Genomic DNA, 18,623 nt, shown 5'->3' with positions numbered 1-18,623 from the left:
GACCGCGTTGCGCAGCCACTCGTCACCTCGCTCAGCTACAGGTGACAGTCGGTGCCGTCACGCCCAACTCGTCGCTGACCTGGTTGTCCGTTACTCCGTTGTGGGAGAACTTCATCTGGAGCTGAATGCTGGTTACTCCTGCCGGGACGGTGTAGCTGGCGGTTCTCTGCGTGTACACGGTGAAGGGATTGTTGGAGGGAGAGTTCGGAGTGCTTCCGTCCTGGCTGGTGCTGGAAACCAGCTCGCTGAGCGAGTTGTTCGCGAGGACTCCGAACGAGTAGATGGCCGCCGTCGGAGCCTGGTTCCCGCCCGTACCGCGTGACGCTGCCGCGTAGAAGCTGAAGGTCAGGACCTGTCCTGGTGTGACCGTGATGTTCGTGGTGAAGGTTGATCCGGCATTACCCGTGTTCGTCGCGGGTTCGATGTAGTCGAACCATTCGTTGCCCTTCGATCCGTCGCGAGTCGGCGCTCCGGTTCCAGCTTGAATGTTGCCCTGGGTCGAGGAGAGGACCCATGCCGAGGCAGCCGGCACGGTGGGACACGACGTGTTCGATGCGGCGGCGGCGGGGGTGGCCATCGCCACGGCGACGACCGGGACGGTCCAGGCGGCGCCCTTCACGATCGTGCGGCGGTGGAGGCCGTCTTCGGAGGGGATGGTCCAGTCGGATGTCGTGACGATGAGGTCGCGGGTCTTCTTGGTCATGGGGTGCTCAACTTTCGGTAGGTGTCTTTCTGACAGGCGAAAGTGTCCGCAGTGCGGGTCGCGCATGGGGCCGAGGAGCCGATCCTGTTCGCGTCGGAGGCACATGGGGTTCGCGTCGACGTCTTCTGCGCCAGCCTCGCCGAAAATGGCATCACGGCCGCCGAAAATGTCTCCGAGGGTGGGTGGGCTGACGGTGCACTGCGGTGATCTGCCGGGTGTCGTCGCGGGAGAGGTCACCAGCGGCGTTGGGGAAGGAGCCCTTGAACGCCGCCCGGGCATTGCGGTCTTCGCCTCGTGAGGACGGCTGGATGAACGCCAGCGTTGGCGAGTTCGCTGCTGGTGCGGCGGGCGTTGCCATCGAGGCGGCGATGACGGGAACGGTCCTGGCAGCACCCAAGAGGGTCTGTGCCCGCTGGCCGTTTTTGGCACCTACATGCCGGAAACAGTGTTTGGCTAGCCGAAAATGTCCAACGGAGCGATGCTCGCATCCCCCGATGCGGCCTGCCCTGATCCGGGTCGCCGGAGTCGGCCCCCGCCGTGATGCGCGCGGATGCCGAAGGCGGGCACCACGAGGACAGTGCGTCGCCGTGAGCGGGCTGAGGCAGCCGACACCGGCTGCTCACCTTTTGGTAAGTGCTATCCGGCAGTTGAGAGCGTCCGCAGTGCTGGTCCCCTCAAGGGCCGAGGGGCCGATCCTGTTCGCGTCGAGGCCGAACCGGCTTCGCGTGAGCGTCTGTGACCCGGAACTGAGCTACTCCGAACTGGCCACCTGAGATGGCCGGTCGGCGCAGGACTTGTTGACTCGGGAAGCCGCCGCCGCCCCTGCCTGAGGACGGCCCGCTTGCAAGGGCGGTCCTGGCGACAGCATCAGCGGAGAGGACGGTTCCAACGGGTCCGGCGTAACCCGAGGCCCCATGTGCCGCCAACCGCCGCGGGGCAAATTTTTTGCAAGTGAAAGCACGAATGGCTTCGCCCCGGAGAGGGGCGAAGCCATTCCATGAGGCTTATGCAAAACCCATTTGTGGGTTATGGAGGCCTATTTAAAATGGTTGATCCGTCGGCCGTCGACGCGCGTGTCATAACTAAAGATGGCGGTTTTTCTGAGAATATTAATCTACCAATACAAGCTTCTAAGAGGCTTATGCAACGCTCGCCTGAGCGTCACAAAACCCCCAGGTCGGGGGCACCTTCATTGAGTGCGCGATGCCGTTTTTCATAAGCCTTTATATTCCAATTATCTTTTTTTCAGAGCGTTATTCATAAAATCTGATTCGGGCTTGTCGTTCTGGGGCATCGGCTTTCCATTCGAGAAAATAAAAATTCCAACGCTCGCTATTTTTGGAACGGGAAGCCGATGCGATACGACTCGCCTACAGGCCTGGATGCGGAGCAATTGACGGGCCGATCTCTCGGATATGGAAGATTGTCGCGGGAAGGGGTGAGATGTCGGGACGGCCGGTGCTGGTGAACATTCGCAAGCAGGTCGTTGCAACTCTGAGGCTTATGCGAAACCTGTGGTGTTCTGAATGAAGAAGATTAGTCCGCGGACGGCGGCGAATGCGTTGGTTAATGTGCGTAGTGGGCGCCTGTAGTCGGTGTGAAAGATTCGCCACGTCTTGATGTTGGCGATTGTTCGTTCGATGATGTACCGGTGGATTTTGACGAATTTGTTGTGCTGTTTGGCGTAGTTCGGTAGGTGCTCTTGTCTCGGCTTCTTTTTGATTGGAGTGACGAGGCCCGTGCCTTGATATCCTCGATCGGCAAGGGTGCTGAAGAAATTGATGATGGTGGCCAGTAAAGTTTCTCGGAGTGCGTGCGCGTCGTGATGTTTGCCCGCGATCTGATCTGAGAGGTAGATCAGTCGGCCCGACAGATCGGCGAGGACCTGCAGTTGTGTCCTGTGGTCTTGTGTTTTCCGGAATACAGCTCGGGCACGTCTGCCTAGGACCAGCGGGGCAGGAGGGTGCCGTCGATGACAGTCGTTGTTGTACCCAGGGCTGCCGCGACGTCGGGCTTTTCGTCCACGGTGACGACGTTGAGCATCGCTTCGACCTCTGTGATCGTGCGCGAGATGGTCGATTGGTCGACACCGACGAGGTCGGCGATCAGTTACTCGGTGACGTTGTGGCGAAACTAGAGAAGCATGATCTGAAGTGCTTGTGAGAGAGAAAGCTTCCGCGGGCGCCCGGTAGGTCTGCGCCAGATGAACTCGTTCTCGATTCGTTCGGCGAGGAGAGCATATTGCTCGGAGGTCATTCCCGTAGTAGTCTATGTGCGCACCGGCCGATTCCTTTGTGAGAAGCTCCTTCGGAAGTACTTCTCAAGTAAAGTGGATCGGTCGGTGTCATTCGTGAGCGACACGATCGAATTTATAACCCACAAACGGTTTTGCATGAGCCTCATCATATGACAGGTTTCACGACGACGGAAATAACGGAACTGTGCTTGCGGGTCGTGCCGCACGTCCCGAGGCGGAGACGAACGACGGGAAGGAAGCCAGCCCTGAGCTTCTTCCGATTCGTCGCGGTAACTCTCGCTTATCTTCGGCTCAATCATGTTCAGCACGAGTTGGCGAAAATGTCTGGTGCTTCACAAGCCACGATTTCCCGCATCATCGTGGCGTTCGTTCCTGCGCTGACGGCCGCGCTGGCCGGCTGGGTCCCGGCTGTTGATGATCTCGACTCGAACGGCTAGTACATCATCGATGGCAGCCTGCTCCCCTGCTGGTCATGGCGGAACCGTCCAGAACTGTACTTCGGGAAACATCGGCGAACCGGCGTCACCGTGCAAGTCGCGTGCACGTTCGACGGTCAACTCGCCTGGGTCTCCGATCCGCTGCCCGGCAGCGTCCACGACGCGAAAGCGCTCCGAGAGTCCGGGTTCCTCGACACGGGGAACGACGAGCCACGCCATTTCGGAGACCGCGGCTACACAGGACGCCCCGCCGCGGACGCTCGCCGCATGGATCCAGGGGCACTGGGGTATCGAGAACCGGGTGCACTGGGTCCGCGACGTCGCCATCGACGAAGACCGATCCCAGACACGAACTGGGAACGGGTCCCGCGTGATGGCGACCCTGCGCTCCACCGCGATCAGCCTCCTCCGCCTCGACGGCCATACCAACATCGCCGCCGCCCTCCGACATCACGCCCTAGACACCGCCAGACCCACGAAACTCATACTCACCAACTGAAACGACTTTGACGGCACCCTGCGGCATGCCCCGCCTCGCCAGGTATCCGAAGAGCCTGAAAAGCGCTTTTTCCATCACTACGGGTCCGCGCAGGAGCAACGAGATTGCAAGCCACCTCCCAGCCTGTGGTCAAAGAGCCTTATTCAAAGCAGGCGGCCCCTAGCTTCGAGATGTGCGCTGATCAAGCATTGTGTAGTGGCTCGACAGGGCTTTGAACGAGCCTCAAGGGATTGCTCCGATAGCAAAAAGTGAGGGCTGCCGAACCGGGTGATTCGGCAGCCCTCACTGATTTGGGAACTAGCAGGCGTCGGTTTTCACTGAGCAGTTCATATGAAAGCCGAGTGGATCAAGCGACTGGTCTTTCTTAGTATTTCGAGCTTTGTTTAGCAGGCCGGCTTCGTGTAAGTGACATACGAATCGTTATTCGCAGGGTTGATGTCGGCGACCGCGGAGGTAACGCCAGTGGCGATCGCCGCTGTCGTGCCGAGCTGGTGCAGGGTGCCGTCGGGGGCGAGAGAGGTGAGGTTTCCGACGACGGTCGAGTTGGCAGGGACTTTGTCAGGTCCATCGACCTTTCCGGTGGTCAGATTCTTACGATAGAGGTTGGTACCAACGATATAGGTCACGTAGGTCTCGTTATTCGAGCCGATCTGAGCGACCGCCGACGTTACTCCGGTGGCGATCGAGGTCGTGCTACCTAGCTGGTGCAGGGTACCGTCGGGAGCGAGCGAGACGGTATTTCCTACGACGACGGAGTTCTCCGGAATAGTATCCGGCCCGTCGACTTTACCCGTGCTCAAAGTCTTCCGGTAGAGGCTGGTACCGACGATGTAGGTGACGTATGTGACGTTGTTACCACCGATCGACGCGACGGCAGAGGTGACATTGCTCGCGATCGCGGTCGTGTTACCGAGCTGGTGCAGGGTACCGTCGGGAGCGAGCGAGACGGTATTTCCCACGACCTTGGAGTCCTTGGGGATGGTGTCGGAAGTGTCGGATACCCCTGTGTTTATATTCTTGCGGTAGAGGGTAGTACCGATGATGTACGTGACGTAGCGGCTGCCGCTGTTTGCGACCTGGCTGACGGCCGACGTAACGTTTGACGCTATCGCAGTCGTGTTGTTGTAGTCGTGCAGGGTGCCGTCGGGAGCGAGGGAAACAAGGTTTCCAACGACTGTCGAGTCGCCGGGAATGGTGTCCGGTCCTTCAACCGTGCCGGACGTCAGATTGCGACGGTAGAGCGACGACGTTGATGTGCTCGAGACGGGGGCTGACGCGGCAAGTGTGTCGGACGATGCGCTGAAAGTGCTATCGCCGCCCTTCGCGGGGACTTTGATGTTCGGAAGGGTAATTAAGCCGCTGGCATCCGTTGTTCCAGAGTAGCTCGTGGTGCCGTCTGCGAACGTATATCCGCCGCTGAGGGTCACGGTCACGACCTTGCCCGGATCCGCGGTGCTCCCGTCAGTCGTCCGCTTGACCTGCACACCCTTGATGGTGTCGCAGCCTTTCCCGGTGTACTTCGCCAGCGTGAATGCGAGCGTCGGCGTCTTCGACGCCGCAGCAGCAGGCGTCGCCACGGCAACAGCCACAACCGGAACGGTCCAGGCGGCGCCCTTCACGATGGTGCGGCGGTGAACGCCATCGGCGGTGGGAACGGTCCAGTCGGACGAAGCGACGATGACGTCGCGGGTCTTCTTCGGCATGTGATGCTCGAACTTTCTTTTGGATGTGTACGGACAAGAGGCAGTGTTGCCAGTGCTCCCCGCTCGGAGCACTCTTACGCCCGAACATCGGCCGGAAAGCGTGGGCGCGTCTGCCGCTATCGGTCGTAAAGGGTCTGCTAGGGCCTCCAGGGCGCCTCGCGAGCAGGTTCGGGCTTCGCGTCCAGGTCGCCACGACTTCGCGTTCGCGTCCGCCCCCTGCATCCCTCGCGACGATGAGGCGTGATCGAGGAGGCGCGCGGCCGATCGGGCGTCCTGACGACAGGGGTCCCGAGTGCTGCGCAATTCAGGAGAGGCCGACTCGGTTGATCGTCGCGTCGCGGTGCAGGGGGAGCCCGCGATCCGGTGGATGGCGGGCCTCGGCTACGAGGTCACGAGTGATTCGCCGCGGATGCGGGCGGGCGGCGACGTCATCCGGGGTCGCACCTTCGCTGTCGCGCGGCTCTGGCACGACGCCTCTGCGCTCACCCGACGAGCCGTTGATGGCGGGAGTGCGATCAGCCTGGTGGTCGAGGGGCGGATCCGGGTCACGCGGGGAGCGACGTCGCTCGAGGTGAGCAAGGGGGAGGGCTTCGTGGACACTCTTGACGGGGCGACGACGGTCGAGGTGGAGAACTCGGTCGGCTCCATCGAGCTGCGGGTCAGCGAATCCTTCTCGCGGCGCTACGGCGTCTCGGTGGCGGAGGGGGTGCACTGGCTCGGGCCCGACCTCGACTCCCTTCCGTGGCTGCTCACCCTCGCTAATGCGACGCTCGCTTCCCGTGGGGAGCGCCGCGACACGACCTGGTCCTTCACCCGCGCGGCGCTCGAGAATCTGGTCGCGGCGGTGCTGGTCGAGGCGAACGAGCCGCCGTCCGACTCGATCGTGGATCGCGCGCTCGAGGAGATCCGCCGCTCCTGCACCGACCCCTCCTTCGACGTCGCAGCCCTCGCGGCGACCCAGCGGATGACACCGCGCTGGCTCCAGGTTGCCTTCGCCGAACGGGCGCTCACGCCGCGGCAGGCCATCCGCCTCGAGCGGACCCGGGTCGCCCGCCAGATTCTCGAGACGCACCGAGGACTGGGAATAGACGAAGTCGCGCGCCGCGCCGGCTTTCCCTCCTCACGCGCATTGCGAGATGCATTTCGGGCACTAGGCGAGGCGGCATCCGGAGACCTCCTCTCGCTCCACCGAGCCCACCGCGTTCGACGCGTCGGAGAATCGAGCCGGAATGTCGACGGTCGTGAGTGAAAACCGGAAGCCGAGGGTCGGTTCGAGAACCGGATGGCTTCAGCCCAGTAATGTGCGGCAGACGCAGGAGCGCGCGTCGGAAGGAGCCGCTAATGCGGCCCATCGACGTGCGGAGTTGCTCCGAGAAGTGCGTCTTTCGGGAATGTCAAGGGGGTTGCCGAAAGTGGGTGAGAGGCGAAATGAGAATCGCCTCCGGATCGCGGTGAAGGAGCTTGTCGACCCCTGAGGAACGGACTCGCGAACTGCCGAAAGTGGACGCTTTCGGTCGCCGCTGACGGAGCCGCTGGGTCTCTCCGCTGTCGAAGCGCGGCACCCGCTGCCGCCGCCGCGTGCTCCTCCGCCCTCGGGCGCGGAGGTGCAGATCGCCGTCGTTGTGCGGATGTCCGGCCCGCGGTGCCCTGGGAGGAGCGCGGGCGGCGCCCTTGAGCAGGGGAATGTTAGTCGGCTATCTGCCAAGGCGCTGGTTCTCGTGACTTCGTGGCGCAAAAGAGGTCGTTCGCTTTCCGGCAATTCGCGCCAACCGCGCTGTAGCCGGAGAGTCCTCCTCCTTCTGTGTTTCATTGTCACTGCACGGATATCCGCCTCTCCAGAAGACTGTCGCGACGACATTTCTTCGACAAATTCGATTCGCGAGAAGAGCGTCCGTCAATAGCCGCAAAATGACCATGACGTTGCCGGAATATGTATTTGACAGGCCGCCGTCGTCAAGGTGTAAGCAGAACAGATCACCGAAGTCGACCCGCTTGACGGTCGAGAAAATGTCGTGACGAGGCATCGACGAGAAAGGAATGGCAATGCCCACTGAGACACCACGGTACAAGTACTCCCTTCGCGGTCCGGAGGCGCTGAGCTGGCTTGCCGACCGCGATATGGTCGAGAGCAGCGAGGACGAACCCGAAGTCCGACTCGTCGCCGACGAACTCGTTCTCCCCGACCTCCGCATGGCCCGCGTCTGGCATACGGCGGCCTCCTACCGAGTGACCCGCCACTCCTCGAACGCCCTCCTCCTCCTCCAGATAGAGGGAACCGCGACGATCGAATCCGACTCGTGGGCGCAGCCGGCTGAACTCGGCGCGGGAGACGTGGCGGTCCTCCCGGGAGGCGAACACTCCTTCCGGTTCACCTCCACCTCGCCGACCGCCCGCTACGAACTCGACTACGACCTCGACGTCCTCCCACGGGCCGCCCGCGACGAGCTGGCCGCGGGCAAGATCTTCGTCGCACCGGCCAAGGAGTACCGCGACGCTGTCGCCGCCACCTCGAACGCCGCGCTGAACTCGGGTATGAGCGTGCAAGACGCTGGCTTCTCGGACTTCGCGACGGGGGTGCGGCACCTGATGACCGCGCTCCTCCTGCAGGCGCTCGAGACCACGTCGCCCTGGCTGATGACGGCGTCGAGCGCCCTCCACCGCAGTGCCATGCGGATGATTGCAGCGAAAGCGACGGATCCGGACTTCGACGTCGAGTTGCTCGCCGCGGCGATCAGTACCTCCCCGCGCAACCTACGCCACGTCTTCGCGCAGGCGGGCTCCACTGCCAAGGCGTCGCTCACGGCCGAGCGCGTGCGGATAGCGCGGACCTACCTGGCCCGGAACGCGGAGGGCTCCTCCTTCACCCAGACCGAGATCGCTCGGCTGGCGGGGTTCCGGGACGTCCGTGCGCTGCGGCGGGCCGTGACGAAGATGGGCGACCGGACGCCCGGACGGCGGCGAACGAGCACAGACGGGGATCACGACGAGACGCCTGCGTCAGAACCTTTGCGGAGCGCGCCACGCCGTGACACCGGGGTGTTGCGTTCCGTCTCTTAGGTATGAGATTCCTGCGGAGCGCGGCTGACAGGCGGCCGAGTCAGTCGACCGGTGGTCGACACGATGTCCTGGCGATGGCCGTCGCGGCCCTGGTGAACGAGCGATACGTCGACCGGGGATTCACGATCAGTCGCCTCGGCCGGGAGTTGAAGATCGCGCCCGCCGTGCTCCGTCGCCGATTCCGCCGCTTTTACGGGTTGCCCGTGGCGGCGCACCTCGCGTCGCGCCGACTTGAACTTGCCGAATTGCTCCTGGCAAAGGCCGCCGGCTCGGCCGAACTCGGCCGCGTCGCGCGCCTCGCGGGCTACCACGATGCTGCCGGGCTGCGCCGCGACCTCCGCCGCGTGCAGCGCCTCCACACGCCCCGCCCGTGGGCGACCGGCCGGTGGCTGCCCCGCCCGCTCGCTCGCCGCGAGCCCTCCCCCTCGAGGTGGATGGACGTGGACGTCCCGACCCTCCTCCACACCCTGACCACCCGCCGATAACCGGCGCGCTCAGCCCCCTTCTCACCCCCGCAAGAGGCTAGTTGGGCACGCTTTCATCGGCGTGTCGCGTACCCAGCTGGCATCTCGCGGCGGGGAGGAGAGGTAGGGCGGAGGGGGGAGGTGAGTCGTTCGGGAGGGGGAGGCGGGTGGGCCTTGCGGCGGTTGTTGTCGCGGTGCGGGGCGGGCACCGTGGGAGCCAACCCGAATGTAAGGAGTACCCGTGTCTGTCTCGTCTTCTCTTCGCTGGTGTCGATGGGCTGCCCGGGTCGCTCTTGTTTTGCCGCTGATCGAGCTGGGTGCCATTGTCGGAGGGAATGCGGGCGCCGAACCTCAGTTCGCGGCTATCGGCGCCGTGTTCGCCGCCGTCCTCATTGTGGTTGTTCTCGACCGGGGGGCAGCTCTCGTCGCGATCCGCGCGGGGTCGGAGCGCTTGCCGTGGCTCAGCTGCATTCTCGCGCTGGTTGGTGCGTGGCTGTTCGTCGGAACCTTCACCCTCGTTGGCGCCCAGTTCGCCGCTGTGGACGCTGCCGGCTCCGGCCCCTTCGCCGTCTGGGCGGCCATCTCGGTCGCGGCGGCCGTGCTGACGGAGACGGGCGCGGTGATCGTCGCGGTCATCGCCCTGCGCCGCGCCCTCACCGCGTCGGCCACAGCCACGCGCTAACCCGCTACTCCGTTGAGACGCCTCCCTCTCGCCGAGGCGCCGGAGCACGCGCGGTGGTGTGCAGTCGCAAGCGGAGTTTCGGCAGCAGAGTGGATATCTCACCTCCTGAGCCAGCGAGAACTCTTCCGTACCCCGAAAGGGGCTTACTATGCCCCCTAAGGGGGACTTATGAAAAGCCCCAACACTCGTGGAAGTGTTCGAGAACACTCATGACATAAGGATGATGCTGCTGAAAGAGCCGGGTTACTGTCATTGCTGACCGGGTATTCGCTCGGCTCGTACCCGACACGTCGATATCGTGTGCAGCAACGCGATGCCGATAGTCGAGACATTACTCAGGATGGCCACCGGTGCGCCTTTTTGCGCCTAGGGCACGTCGGCCAGCATCCTCCCACACGAGGTGAATCAATGAAGTTTCCACGCTCCACGCGCAGACGGCGGATTGCTTTCGGCGCCATGGGCATTTTCCTGATGGCCGCCACACTTGTTGGCCCAACTGCTCCTGCAAACGCGCAAGACCAACCACGAACCCGCTTTCCCATCGTCGCGGGAACCGCTCTGACAATGCCCACCCACAGCTACTGCACGGTTGGCGCAGTGCTCAAGAGGATCGGACCGGGTTCGATGGTCTCTCAGTACGTGGCGGCGACGCGATACGTCGTCTTAGCCAAGCACTGCGCCCCGTACATCGATTCCGGGATCGGACTGAACTTCGAGAGGATAGGCACTGTCGTGTGGATGTCTTCGACCGACGACGTCGAACTTGCCGTGATCCCGCCGTACACGTCCCCAACGCCTCGAGCCTGCTTTGGCTCCGTTGCGGCGTGCATTGGCGGGAGTGCCGTGGTGCCGCGCGCCGTAGGGCGGGTCATGATGAGCACTCGGAGAGGTGAACGACCGGTCCCGATGAACCCCCCTGGCAGTCCGGCGTGGGGCGAACGCTTCTGTACCAGCGGGCAGGAAACGGGAGTGAACTGCAATTGGGTATTGAACGACGGCCGGCCTCCGGGATGGGAAGACCCCACGGGGGTCATGGCCCGCACGACAAACGCTCAAGGGATAGATGTCGGTGACTCCGGGGGACCTGTCATCAGCGAGGACGCGCGGCTGTACGGCATTATCCAGAGAAAGGGGGAGGGAGCAAACGTGAACCTCATGCAGTTTCTCCCCATCGAAGAACTTTTCTCTCAGATTGACCCCAACTATGTTATTGCACCGGCGGGATGACCGACTGACGTCGCGTCCCTGGGAAAGGATGTCGGTAGGCCGCCCTGACCAGGCTCTCCGATCACCTCGACGACACCTGTAGAACACTGACAGAACCCTCATTTCCTCGGGATGAGTACACAGAAGCGAGCCGGATAGCGTCTTCACTGGTCGAGTGTCCACTCGATCGGTTCCTGAGGGTCGCCTTCGTCCGCTTCTGCGCGGCTTTCAGGAACTCACTCCAATCGATCGGCAGTGAACCTCTTCCTGACGGCGGCGCGCTGCCGATCACCTGTGCACAGAAGGTGATTCCGATGACATGTCCTGCTCGCCGCCGAGGTCTCTGGCTCCGCCTGACGGGTTTCCTCCTGGTGTTCGTCACACTCTTCACTGTGTCGACCTTCAGTGGGTCGACGCCCGTGCGCGCGGATGATCTGCTCCGAACCCAAATCCCACTCGTCGCGGGGTCCGTGCTCTGGACGGTCAGCGGAACATTCTGCACGGTCGGCGCTGTGCTCAAGAGGAACGGATGGGATGCCAATGTCTCCACCTACACGGCGGCGTTCCGCTATCTCATCCTGGCCAAGCACTGTGCGCCGGAGATCGGCGCTCAGCTCGGATTGGGACGTCAACCGGTAGGAATCGTTACCTGGGTCTCCGCCACGGATGATGTCGAACTCGTTCAAGTTCCACCCGAAGTGACGCGTCCGGAGGGCTGCTACGGCTCTCACGGATGCTTTGTAGGCAGCCAGATCGTCCCTCGCGCCGTCGGAAGGGTCGTGATGGCTGTTCATGGACGCGAACGGGCTATCCCGATGAGATATATGGCCATCCCTGGTGGCGACGAACGTTTTTGCACGAGCGGGGCGGTCAGTAGAATTAACTGCAACTGGGTGTCAGAGAGAGAAAGGCCGTGGACCTGGGGCGACGACGGAGGTCAGATGGCCCGGTCGACCAACGCGATCGGAGTCGAGGCTGGTGACTCCGGTGGTCCTGTCATCGGGTCCGAGGGCGAGCTGTACGGCATCATTCAGAGGTTTGGCACCGGAGCTTTTGTGAATCTCATGCAGTATCTACCGATCGCCACGTTCATGGCGCAAACTGACTATGCCTATGACATCGCCCCCCTATAAGGGCCTCGTCGGCATCTGGAGAAACATGCAAGAACCTTCATGGCATCATGAAGGGAATATGGGAAGACGGCGTCTAGCGTCAGCCACGGCCCGGTACTCGCTCGGCCGATCTCTGACGCATCCGCCCGCACGGAAGGTAAATCGATGCACTCAAAGAAAAAATCTCTCTCCGCTCGTCAATCGAGAATCACTCTTGGCCTCACGACTATACTCCTCATAGTCGCGACGCTCTTCGGTTTCGCGACTCCCGCGAACGCCCTCGATCGGGTGCGAAATAGCACACCGGTCGTCGCGGGAACCGTCGTCCAGACTCCTCTGGGTTACTGCACGGTTGGTGCGGTGCTCAAGAAAAACACCGCTGGCGCCAACGCCTCTTCCGTCACGGCGGGGGTGCGCTATCTCGTCCTGGCTCAGCACTGCGCCCCGCAGATCGGCGCCACGATCAGGTTGGAGGGGCGCCAGATCGGATCCGTCACGTGGATATCCTCGACGGATGATGTCGAACTCGTGCAGGTTCCGCCCGAGGTCACGAGCCCCAGGGGGTGCTATGGCCAGCACGGCTGCTTCCAGGGCAATCAGGTCGCTCCCCTCGCCGTGGGGCGGGTTGTCCTCAGCACTCGGGGAGGTGAGCGTGCGGTGCCGATGAGGCCAGCGGCGGTCCCGGGCGCCGATGAGCGTTTCTGCACCAGCGGAGGATTCAGTGGCGTGAACTGCAATTGGATGCTGGACACAGACAGGCCCGGTAATTGGGGGGACGACAGGGGAACGATTGCTGTCACCACAGGAGGTAGGGGGGCCCAGAACGGGGACTCCGGCGGACCGGTCATCGGTGAACAGGGTCAGCTTTACGGCATCATCCAGAGAGCGGGAGACGGCGCGTACACGAGCCTCATGCAGTATTTGCCCATCGACGAACTCCTCTCTCAGCTCGATTACGGTTACGATATAGCTCCTCTGTAAAGCGGAGAATGGCGGTCATCCCGATCGAGTAGACCCACGGAGCGGGCGAAGTGAGATCCACGCCTACGAGGATTTCACTTCGCCCGCTCTGGCGGCTACTCACCCGCCCGGCGCTAGTGCAGGTCGACACCTGTACAGGTCGACACCAGTGCAGGTCGACACCTGTAGAAGAATGCAAGAACGTTCACACCACGAGACGGTGATGGGAAACAATTCCCTTTAGCATCATGGGCGGCCCCGTACTAACTCGGTGGTTAGCCGCTTCTTTCACAGAAGGTGTATCAATGGAATACTCCCGCTCTACTCGTCGCCGGAAAAATTTTTTCTGCAGGATGAGCCTGCTTTTCCTACTGGCCGGGCTCTTCAGTGTGGCGACTCCCGCGAACGCTCAGGACGACGCGCGCTTCACTTCCCCTCTCGTGGCAGGGGCATCCGTCTCGACGTCCACCGGGGCGTTCTGCACCGTCGGCGCAGTGTTGAAGAGGACAGGGCCGGGAGCGAACATCGTGCCATACGTGGCCGCAACGAGATATCTCGTCCTCGCCAAGCACTGCGCTCCGAGGATAGGCGCGACGATCACCTTTAACTTCCGCCCGATCGGCACCGTCACATGGATCTCCGCCACCGATGACGTCGAGCTCGTTCAGGTCGCACCCGAAGTGACGAAACCAGAGAACTGCAGCGGAGCCCACGGATGCTTCCACGGTTCGATAATCGCCCCTCGCGCTGTCGGGCGGGTCGTTATCAGTACTCGGGGAGGGGAACGGGCGGTGCCGATGAGGGCACCGGCGGTTCCCGGCGCGGATGAGCGCTTCTGCACGAGCGGTGCGGTTAGCCACATGAACTGCAACTGGATGACCGATTCGGAAAGACCTGCGAACTGGGGAGACGACACGGGAGCGATAGCCCAGTCGACCAGTGGTCAGACGGTAGAGCACGGCGATTCCGGCGGCCCCGTGATCGGTGAGCAGGGCCAGCTCTACGGCATCATCCAGAGAGTGGGAACCGGGCCCTATACGGATCTCATGCAGTATCTACCGATCGATCAACTGTTCGCGCAGACCGGGCGCGCCTACGAGATCGCGCCGTCATGAGGGTATCTCTCTCACATACAAGGTTTATCTATGAATTGCTCGCCGCCCGCGCCCCGTCGAACACCTGCCTTCAGCCTCGTGAGTGGCCTGCTGATCCTCCTCGCTCTCGCTGCCGTCGCTGCGCTCGTCGCTCTTATCGCCCTTGCCGTGCTCGCCGGCTCGGCAACTCCAGTCGGCACCTCGGATCGGTGTCGGCTTCGCGTGCCGATCGTCGGCGGGAGCGGACTCACCGTGTCTGACGGCCACTGCGCCAGCGGCGGGGTCATCACGAGAAACAGACGGCCCTCTGACGGCGACACGAAATGACATCTCCGGAGTCGGAGCAACGCACGACATCACGATTATGAGAAAGGGCAGCCCCATGCCGCACGACACGACAACTGTGAAGAAGAAGATCGCACTGATCGTCGGCTCGATTGCTGTCGGAGCAGGTCTTCTCTCGGGCTGTTCCTCGGCCTCTACCGAAGGAGAGGCCCCGGAGGAGATGACGGTCGCGGACGCCTCCGTGACTGTCAGCTCCTATGAGCAGCAGCAGATGGAGTACCAGGAGAAGTTCAGCGCCTGCCTCGGCAAACACGGGGTCAACAGTTCGGGCGACGGAGCCCTGCCGCCCGATCCGGGCGATGCACTCGTGCCGGCCGATGCGGACGACGACGCCGTATCAGCCTGCACCGACGAAGTTGGACAAGAGCCTGCGCCCACTGCAGAAGAGACCGCGGCACTGCGGACGTGGAACGGCGCGCTCACCTCATGCCTCACTAACAAAGGCCACAAGATGCCCGATCTCCAGGCCGATGGAGGGTGGAATAAGCCCGCGATGGCGGAACTTCTCAAGACGGACTCCACTCTCGACTCCGACACGGAGGCGTGCTTCACGGAAATCTCGGGGTGATCGCAGACTCGCTGCGGAGCGATCTCCGCGCGGTACGCCCCTCGATGAGAGGGGTCGTCCTACCGGTTGTCGTGCCACCTTCGAGGGAATGATGTCCGGTCGCTGACAGCGGAGAAGTGGCGCGATCACCCCGGATTGCGGCGCGCTCCGGCGGCGGTGCTCGGGGCGACTCGTAGGGTCTCCGGAGCCAGATCCACACGGGATTCGGCTCCGGAGGAAGGTACTTCCATGACGAGTAACTCGACAACCCTCACCAAGAAGATCGCGCTGCTCTCGGGTTCCGTCGTTCTCGGAGCGCTCCTGCTCTCGGGGTGTTCCGCAGCCTCGACGGATGGCGCGACCGCGGAGCCGACGATGTCGGTCAAGGATGCGATTGCCGCGATGGGAACCATCGATCAGGATCAGATCGAGTATGACGGGAAGTTCAGCTCCTGTCTTGAAGGCCGAGGTGGCCGCCAGGACTCGCCGTCGGCCGACAAAAAGGACGCGGACGAGGCGGCCTGTGCCCAGGAAGTCGGGGACCTTCCGCAGCCGTCCGAGAAGCAGAAGGTGGCGCTGCGAACGTGGACGAAGGCACTGCACTCGTGCCTCGCCCAGAAGGGCCATAAGATCCCCGATCTGAAGGCCGACGGGCAGTGGGACAACGGCGCCATGAAGGCGCTCCAGAAGACGGATACGACGCTCAACTCCGATTCGGAGACGTGCTTCAACGAACTCGCGGAGTAGTTACAGGCGTACTCACAGCGCCTGCGAAATTGCACCCTCACGCTGTCCTTAGGAGAGTTCACCTCTGAGGGGTATCCGACAGCTAGAGGACAGTGTTAGAACCCTCATCCCATTACGATGAGCATTCGATAGCAGCTCCGATAGCGTCTTTTTCGACCGGGAATCCTCTCGGTTGGTTCTTTCGGTCGCTGGGGTACATTCGTACGTGACGGCGACTCTCGGGACCTCTCGATTGGATCGGCCGTGCTCCCGTTTTCGGTGCGCCGCTGATCGCCTGTGCAAAGGTGACATCGATGCCGTCTCACTCCCGCCGTCGAAGGCTGTTTTTCAGCCTGACAAGCCTTCTTCTCGTGATCGCCGCGGTCCTCGGCGTCGCGACTCCCGCGAACGCTGAGGACCCCGTGCGACTGCGGATGCCGATCGTCGCGGGAACCAGGCTGATTGGGCCTTTCGGGAACGCCTGCACCGTCGGCGCCGTGCTTAAGAGAAATGGACCGGGCGCCCTCCTTTCGCCCTTCATGGGGGCGGTGCGATACCTCGTGCTGGCGAAGCATTGCGCTAGGGAATTAAACATGGAATTCGCGGTGAATTCCGTGGTAGTCGGGCGAGTCTCCTGGATTTCAGCGACCGATGATGTCGAACTCGTCCAGGTTGCCCCTGAAGTGACTCCGCCGCGGGGCTGCCATAGCTCCATCAACGGCTGCTTTCTCAACAGCCTGGCGAGACCGCGCGCTGTCGGGCAGGTTATTCTGCGCACTCTCGGCGGCGAACGGCCGGTGCGGATGCTGCCTCCGGTCAGCCCTGCTCGGGGTGAACGCTTCTGCACGAGCGGAAGCACGACCGGGGTGAACTGCAATTGGGGGGTGTATGAGTACGGAACGAGGCGTTGGAGGATGGAGGGAACCGCGCAGGCGTTTGCCTTCAATGCCCAGGGGATCGACGTCGGTGATTCCGGTGGCCCGGTGGTCAGTGAGGAAGGACACTTTATTGGCGTTATTCAGAGAGGAGGCGGGCGCGGACAGGAGAACGTCATGCAGTACATGCCGGCCGCCGATCTCTTCCTGCAGCTCGATCACGAGTTCGATATCGCCCCACTATGACGAGCCTCCGAGAGAGGGACCATCGTCGTCCCAGCGGTCATCATGCCTCCTTCTCGGGAATGACATCTGGTCGGTGAGAGCCGGGAAACGGCGCGTTCATCGTGAGATGCGGCGCGACGCGGCAGATGACGTCGCGATGGATCGTAGGGTCTCCGGAGTCGGATCCAGACAGGGTTCGGCCTCTGGAGAAAGGCATATCCATGACGAGTACTGTCACCACCCTCACGAAGAAGATCGCGCTGCTCTCGAGTTCCGTTGCTCTCGCAACTCTCCTACTTTCGGGCTGTTCCGCTGGAGCAACAGACGGACCGGCCGCGGAGCCGACGATGTCACTCGCGGACGCGCGGGCGGCGGCCTCGACATACAGCCAGCAGAAGGATGAGTACAGAACGAAGCTTTCCGACTGCCTCGGCAAGAAGGGCGTCAAGAATCCCGACGAGGTGTCGGGGGACACCAAGGATGCGGCCCACTCGGCTTGCGTCGACGAAATCGGTGATCCTCCTGCGCCGACGGCGGAGCAGGCCGCGGCTCTGGCGACGATGAGCAGGGCGCTGAGGTCCTGCCTCGAGGACAAGGGCCACAAGGTGCCGGACCTGAAGGCCGATGGGCAGTGGGACGATGACGAGATGAAACGGCTCTCGAAAACGGATACAACGCTGAATTCTGATGCAATGGCATGCTTCAAGTCTCTTTCGGAGTAGATCCGAGATCGGCGATCCCGGCCCCACCCCTCGAGGAGCCCTGGTAAGCCGCCTTCCCAACGCCTGTGGAACAGTGCCAAAACGCTCATGTCACTGATATGGGGACATCGAAGTCGCTTCGATAGCGTCCTCATCGTGATTTCTCTGACATCCGGCGGCGGCGGCGGAAGGCTCGCTCTCGCCCTGGCCGGCGTTCTCCTCCTGGTCGCCGCACTCGTCGGCATCGCCCTTCCTGCGAACGCTCAGGATTCTGCGCGGACACGGACTCCGATCGTCGCGGGAACCGCCCTCGTCGGTTCGGGGGGAAGAGTCTGCACTGTCGGCGCGGTGCTCAAGAGGAATGGCCCAGGGTCCGCCCTCTCGCCCTTCCTCAGAGCGGTCCGCTATCTCGTCCTGGCTAAGCATTGCGCTCCGGAGATTGGTGCGGCTTACTCTCTGAATTCCGTTCAGATCGGAACCGTCAGCTGGATGTCCGCGACCGATGACGTGGAACTCGTTCAGGTGCCTCCTGAAGTGACTCTGCCGCAGGGCTGCTTCGGTTCCATCAACGGCTGTTTTATCGGCAGTACCGCGAGACCGCGCGCTGTTGGCCAGGTCATCATGCGCGTCCAGGGGAGCGAACGAGCGGTGCCAATGCTTCCCCCGGCCAGTCCTGCGCTGGGTGAGCGTTTTTGCACGAGCGGGAGCACGACCGGCCTGAACTGCTATTGGCTGTTGCAGGAGGGCCGGGGGAGGGACCCCGTTGCGCAGGGCTTCGCCACCAGCGCCCTGGGGCTCGATTTCGGCGACTCCGGCGGGCCGGTGATAAGCCAGCAGGGCCAACTGTACGGGATTATCCAGAGCGGCGGCATGTATGGGGCGCTTACCTTCATGTGGTACATGCCGATCGATCAGCTCTTCAGGCAACTCGATCACGAATTCGATATTGCCCCGCGGTAAGACCGGTCGTCGAGACGATGTCCCCGGACGGGTCGGCTCCTCCGAGCGAACTCCGCGGCTCATCCTTGCG

At 62.6% G+C, this 18,623-nt stretch carries 19 protein-coding genes and 1 pseudogene; 17 read left to right on the top strand and 3 right to left on the bottom strand.

Annotation, left to right across the window (positions count from 1 at the left end; all coding sequences use genetic code 11):
- Nucleotides 1-31: 31 nt before the first annotated feature.
- Both HRF29_RS09370 and HRF29_RS15530 read right to left on the bottom strand, forming a co-directional pair.
- Nucleotides 32-703 carry a hypothetical protein gene (locus tag HRF29_RS09370; RefSeq protein WP_173248125.1) on the bottom strand — a complete coding sequence of 224 codons (672 nt, stop codon included), beginning with the start codon at nucleotides 701-703 and terminating at the stop codon, nucleotides 32-34.
- A 1,501-nt stretch (nucleotides 704-2,204) separates the two neighbouring features.
- A complete protein-coding gene (locus HRF29_RS15530) occupies nucleotides 2,205-2,594 on the bottom strand; it encodes a transposase family protein (protein WP_425503126.1) in 390 nt (129 codons plus the stop codon).
- A gap of 515 nt (nucleotides 2,595-3,109) precedes the next feature.
- Here HRF29_RS15530 and HRF29_RS09360 point away from each other — a divergent pair.
- The 3 genes and pseudogenes from HRF29_RS09360 (at nucleotide 3,110) to HRF29_RS15520 (ending at nucleotide 3,896) form a co-directional block, all read left to right on the top strand.
- On the top strand, nucleotides 3,110-3,397 hold the full coding sequence (locus tag HRF29_RS09360) for a hypothetical protein (RefSeq protein WP_173248123.1): 288 nt from the start codon (nucleotides 3,110-3,112) through the stop codon (nucleotides 3,395-3,397).
- A gap of 3 nt (nucleotides 3,398-3,400) precedes the next feature.
- A pseudogene (locus tag HRF29_RS15525) lies at nucleotides 3,401-3,646 on the top strand (transposase family protein); the annotation flags it as partial.
- Complete coding sequence (locus tag HRF29_RS15520; protein ID WP_425503125.1) at nucleotides 3,534-3,896, top strand: transposase; 363 nt, start codon at nucleotides 3,534-3,536, stop codon at nucleotides 3,894-3,896. The pseudogene HRF29_RS15525 and the gene HRF29_RS15520, both read left to right, overlap by 113 nt.
- 383 nt (nucleotides 3,897-4,279) lie before the next feature.
- On the opposite strand, the gene HRF29_RS09345 is transcribed toward HRF29_RS15520, so the two are convergent.
- Nucleotides 4,280-5,599 carry a hypothetical protein gene (locus tag HRF29_RS09345; RefSeq protein ID WP_173248121.1) on the bottom strand — a complete coding sequence of 440 codons (1,320 nt, stop codon included), beginning with the start codon at nucleotides 5,597-5,599 and terminating at the stop codon, nucleotides 4,280-4,282.
- A gap of 292 nt (nucleotides 5,600-5,891) precedes the next feature.
- On the opposite strand from HRF29_RS09345, the gene HRF29_RS09340 reads away from it, so the two are divergent.
- The 14 genes from HRF29_RS09340 to HRF29_RS09275 all read left to right on the top strand — a co-directional run bounded on the left by HRF29_RS09340 (nucleotide 5,892) and on the right by HRF29_RS09275 (nucleotide 18,553).
- Nucleotides 5,892-6,848 (top strand): helix-turn-helix domain-containing protein, encoded by a 957-nt coding sequence (locus HRF29_RS09340; RefSeq protein ID WP_173248119.1) that lies wholly within the window; start codon nucleotides 5,892-5,894, stop codon nucleotides 6,846-6,848.
- A gap of 794 nt (nucleotides 6,849-7,642) precedes the next feature.
- Nucleotides 7,643-8,656 carry a helix-turn-helix domain-containing protein gene (locus tag HRF29_RS09335; RefSeq protein WP_173248118.1) on the top strand — a complete coding sequence of 338 codons (1,014 nt, stop codon included), beginning with the start codon at nucleotides 7,643-7,645 and terminating at the stop codon, nucleotides 8,654-8,656.
- 74 nt (nucleotides 8,657-8,730) lie between these two features.
- Nucleotides 8,731-9,141: a helix-turn-helix domain-containing protein gene (locus HRF29_RS09330; RefSeq protein ID WP_173248116.1), complete on the top strand. Its 411-nt coding sequence runs from the start codon at nucleotides 8,731-8,733 to the stop codon at nucleotides 9,139-9,141.
- A gap of 220 nt (nucleotides 9,142-9,361) precedes the next feature.
- Nucleotides 9,362-9,802, top strand: coding sequence for a hypothetical protein (locus tag HRF29_RS09325; protein ID WP_173248115.1), 441 nt, complete (start codon nucleotides 9,362-9,364; stop codon nucleotides 9,800-9,802).
- Between the two features lie 564 nt (nucleotides 9,803-10,366).
- On the top strand, nucleotides 10,367-11,029 hold the full coding sequence (locus HRF29_RS09320) for a chymotrypsin family serine protease (RefSeq protein WP_173248113.1): 663 nt from the start codon (nucleotides 10,367-10,369) through the stop codon (nucleotides 11,027-11,029).
- 371 nt (nucleotides 11,030-11,400) lie between these two features.
- Entirely contained in the window at nucleotides 11,401-12,141 is a 741-nt protein-coding gene (locus tag HRF29_RS09315; protein ID WP_173248111.1) for a chymotrypsin family serine protease, read from the top strand.
- Between the two features lie 144 nt (nucleotides 12,142-12,285).
- Nucleotides 12,286-13,101, top strand: a complete 816-nt coding sequence (locus HRF29_RS09310) for a chymotrypsin family serine protease (RefSeq protein WP_173248109.1) — start codon at nucleotides 12,286-12,288, stop codon at nucleotides 13,099-13,101.
- A 284-nt stretch (nucleotides 13,102-13,385) separates the two neighbouring features.
- Nucleotides 13,386-14,195: a chymotrypsin family serine protease gene (locus HRF29_RS09305; RefSeq protein ID WP_173248107.1), complete on the top strand. Its 810-nt coding sequence runs from the start codon at nucleotides 13,386-13,388 to the stop codon at nucleotides 14,193-14,195.
- Between the two features lie 78 nt (nucleotides 14,196-14,273).
- Nucleotides 14,274-14,501 carry a hypothetical protein gene (locus HRF29_RS09300; RefSeq protein WP_222929632.1) on the top strand — a complete coding sequence of 76 codons (228 nt, stop codon included), beginning with the start codon at nucleotides 14,274-14,276 and terminating at the stop codon, nucleotides 14,499-14,501.
- 55 nt (nucleotides 14,502-14,556) lie between these two features.
- A complete protein-coding gene (locus tag HRF29_RS09295; protein ID WP_173248103.1) occupies nucleotides 14,557-15,087 on the top strand; it encodes a hypothetical protein in 531 nt (176 codons plus the stop codon).
- Nucleotides 15,088-15,315: 228 nt separating this feature from the next.
- Nucleotides 15,316-15,813, top strand: coding sequence for a hypothetical protein (locus HRF29_RS09290; protein ID WP_173248101.1), 498 nt, complete (start codon nucleotides 15,316-15,318; stop codon nucleotides 15,811-15,813).
- A 293-nt stretch (nucleotides 15,814-16,106) separates the two neighbouring features.
- A complete protein-coding gene (locus HRF29_RS09285) occupies nucleotides 16,107-16,913 on the top strand; it encodes a chymotrypsin family serine protease (protein ID WP_222929631.1) in 807 nt (268 codons plus the stop codon).
- Nucleotides 16,914-17,113: 200 nt separating this feature from the next.
- Nucleotides 17,114-17,614, top strand: coding sequence for a hypothetical protein (locus tag HRF29_RS09280; RefSeq protein WP_173248097.1), 501 nt, complete (start codon nucleotides 17,114-17,116; stop codon nucleotides 17,612-17,614).
- Between the two features lie 468 nt (nucleotides 17,615-18,082).
- Entirely contained in the window at nucleotides 18,083-18,553 is a 471-nt protein-coding gene (locus HRF29_RS09275; protein ID WP_173248095.1) for a chymotrypsin family serine protease, read from the top strand.
- The last annotated feature ends 70 nt before the right edge of the window (nucleotides 18,554-18,623 follow it).

Source organism: Rathayibacter agropyri (assembly GCF_013249015.1).
Lineage (GTDB): Bacteria > Actinomycetota > Actinomycetes > Actinomycetales > Microbacteriaceae > Rathayibacter > Rathayibacter agropyri.
Note: the sequence above shows the minus strand (reverse complement) of the source record. Positions and strands in the feature narration are given on the sequence as shown.

What these genes read in the sequence shown, in the direction of transcription:
- HRF29_RS09370 (WP_173248125.1), bottom strand. Translation starts at nt 703, where the DNA reads ATGACCAAGAAGACCCGCGACCTCATCGTCACGACATCCGACTGGACC.
- HRF29_RS09360 (WP_173248123.1), top strand. Translation starts at nt 3,110, where the DNA reads ATGACAGGTTTCACGACGACGGAAATAACGGAACTGTGCTTGCGGGTC.
- HRF29_RS09345 (WP_173248121.1), bottom strand. Translation starts at nt 5,599, where the DNA reads ATGCCGAAGAAGACCCGCGACGTCATCGTCGCTTCGTCCGACTGGACC.
- HRF29_RS09335 (WP_173248118.1), top strand. Translation starts at nt 7,643, where the DNA reads ATGCCCACTGAGACACCACGGTACAAGTACTCCCTTCGCGGTCCGGAG.
- HRF29_RS09330 (WP_173248116.1), top strand. Translation starts at nt 8,731, where the DNA reads ATGGCCGTCGCGGCCCTGGTGAACGAGCGATACGTCGACCGGGGATTC.
- HRF29_RS09320 (WP_173248113.1), top strand. Translation starts at nt 10,367, where the DNA reads ATGCCCACCCACAGCTACTGCACGGTTGGCGCAGTGCTCAAGAGGATC.
- HRF29_RS09310 (WP_173248109.1), top strand. Translation starts at nt 12,286, where the DNA reads ATGCACTCAAAGAAAAAATCTCTCTCCGCTCGTCAATCGAGAATCACT.
- HRF29_RS09305 (WP_173248107.1), top strand. Translation starts at nt 13,386, where the DNA reads ATGGAATACTCCCGCTCTACTCGTCGCCGGAAAAATTTTTTCTGCAGG.
- HRF29_RS09295 (WP_173248103.1), top strand. Translation starts at nt 14,557, where the DNA reads ATGCCGCACGACACGACAACTGTGAAGAAGAAGATCGCACTGATCGTC.
- HRF29_RS09290 (WP_173248101.1), top strand. Translation starts at nt 15,316, where the DNA reads ATGACGAGTAACTCGACAACCCTCACCAAGAAGATCGCGCTGCTCTCG.
- HRF29_RS09285 (WP_222929631.1), top strand. Translation starts at nt 16,107, where the DNA reads ATGCCGTCTCACTCCCGCCGTCGAAGGCTGTTTTTCAGCCTGACAAGC.
- HRF29_RS09280 (WP_173248097.1), top strand. Translation starts at nt 17,114, where the DNA reads ATGACGAGTACTGTCACCACCCTCACGAAGAAGATCGCGCTGCTCTCG.
- HRF29_RS09275 (WP_173248095.1), top strand. Translation starts at nt 18,083, where the DNA reads ATGTCCGCGACCGATGACGTGGAACTCGTTCAGGTGCCTCCTGAAGTG.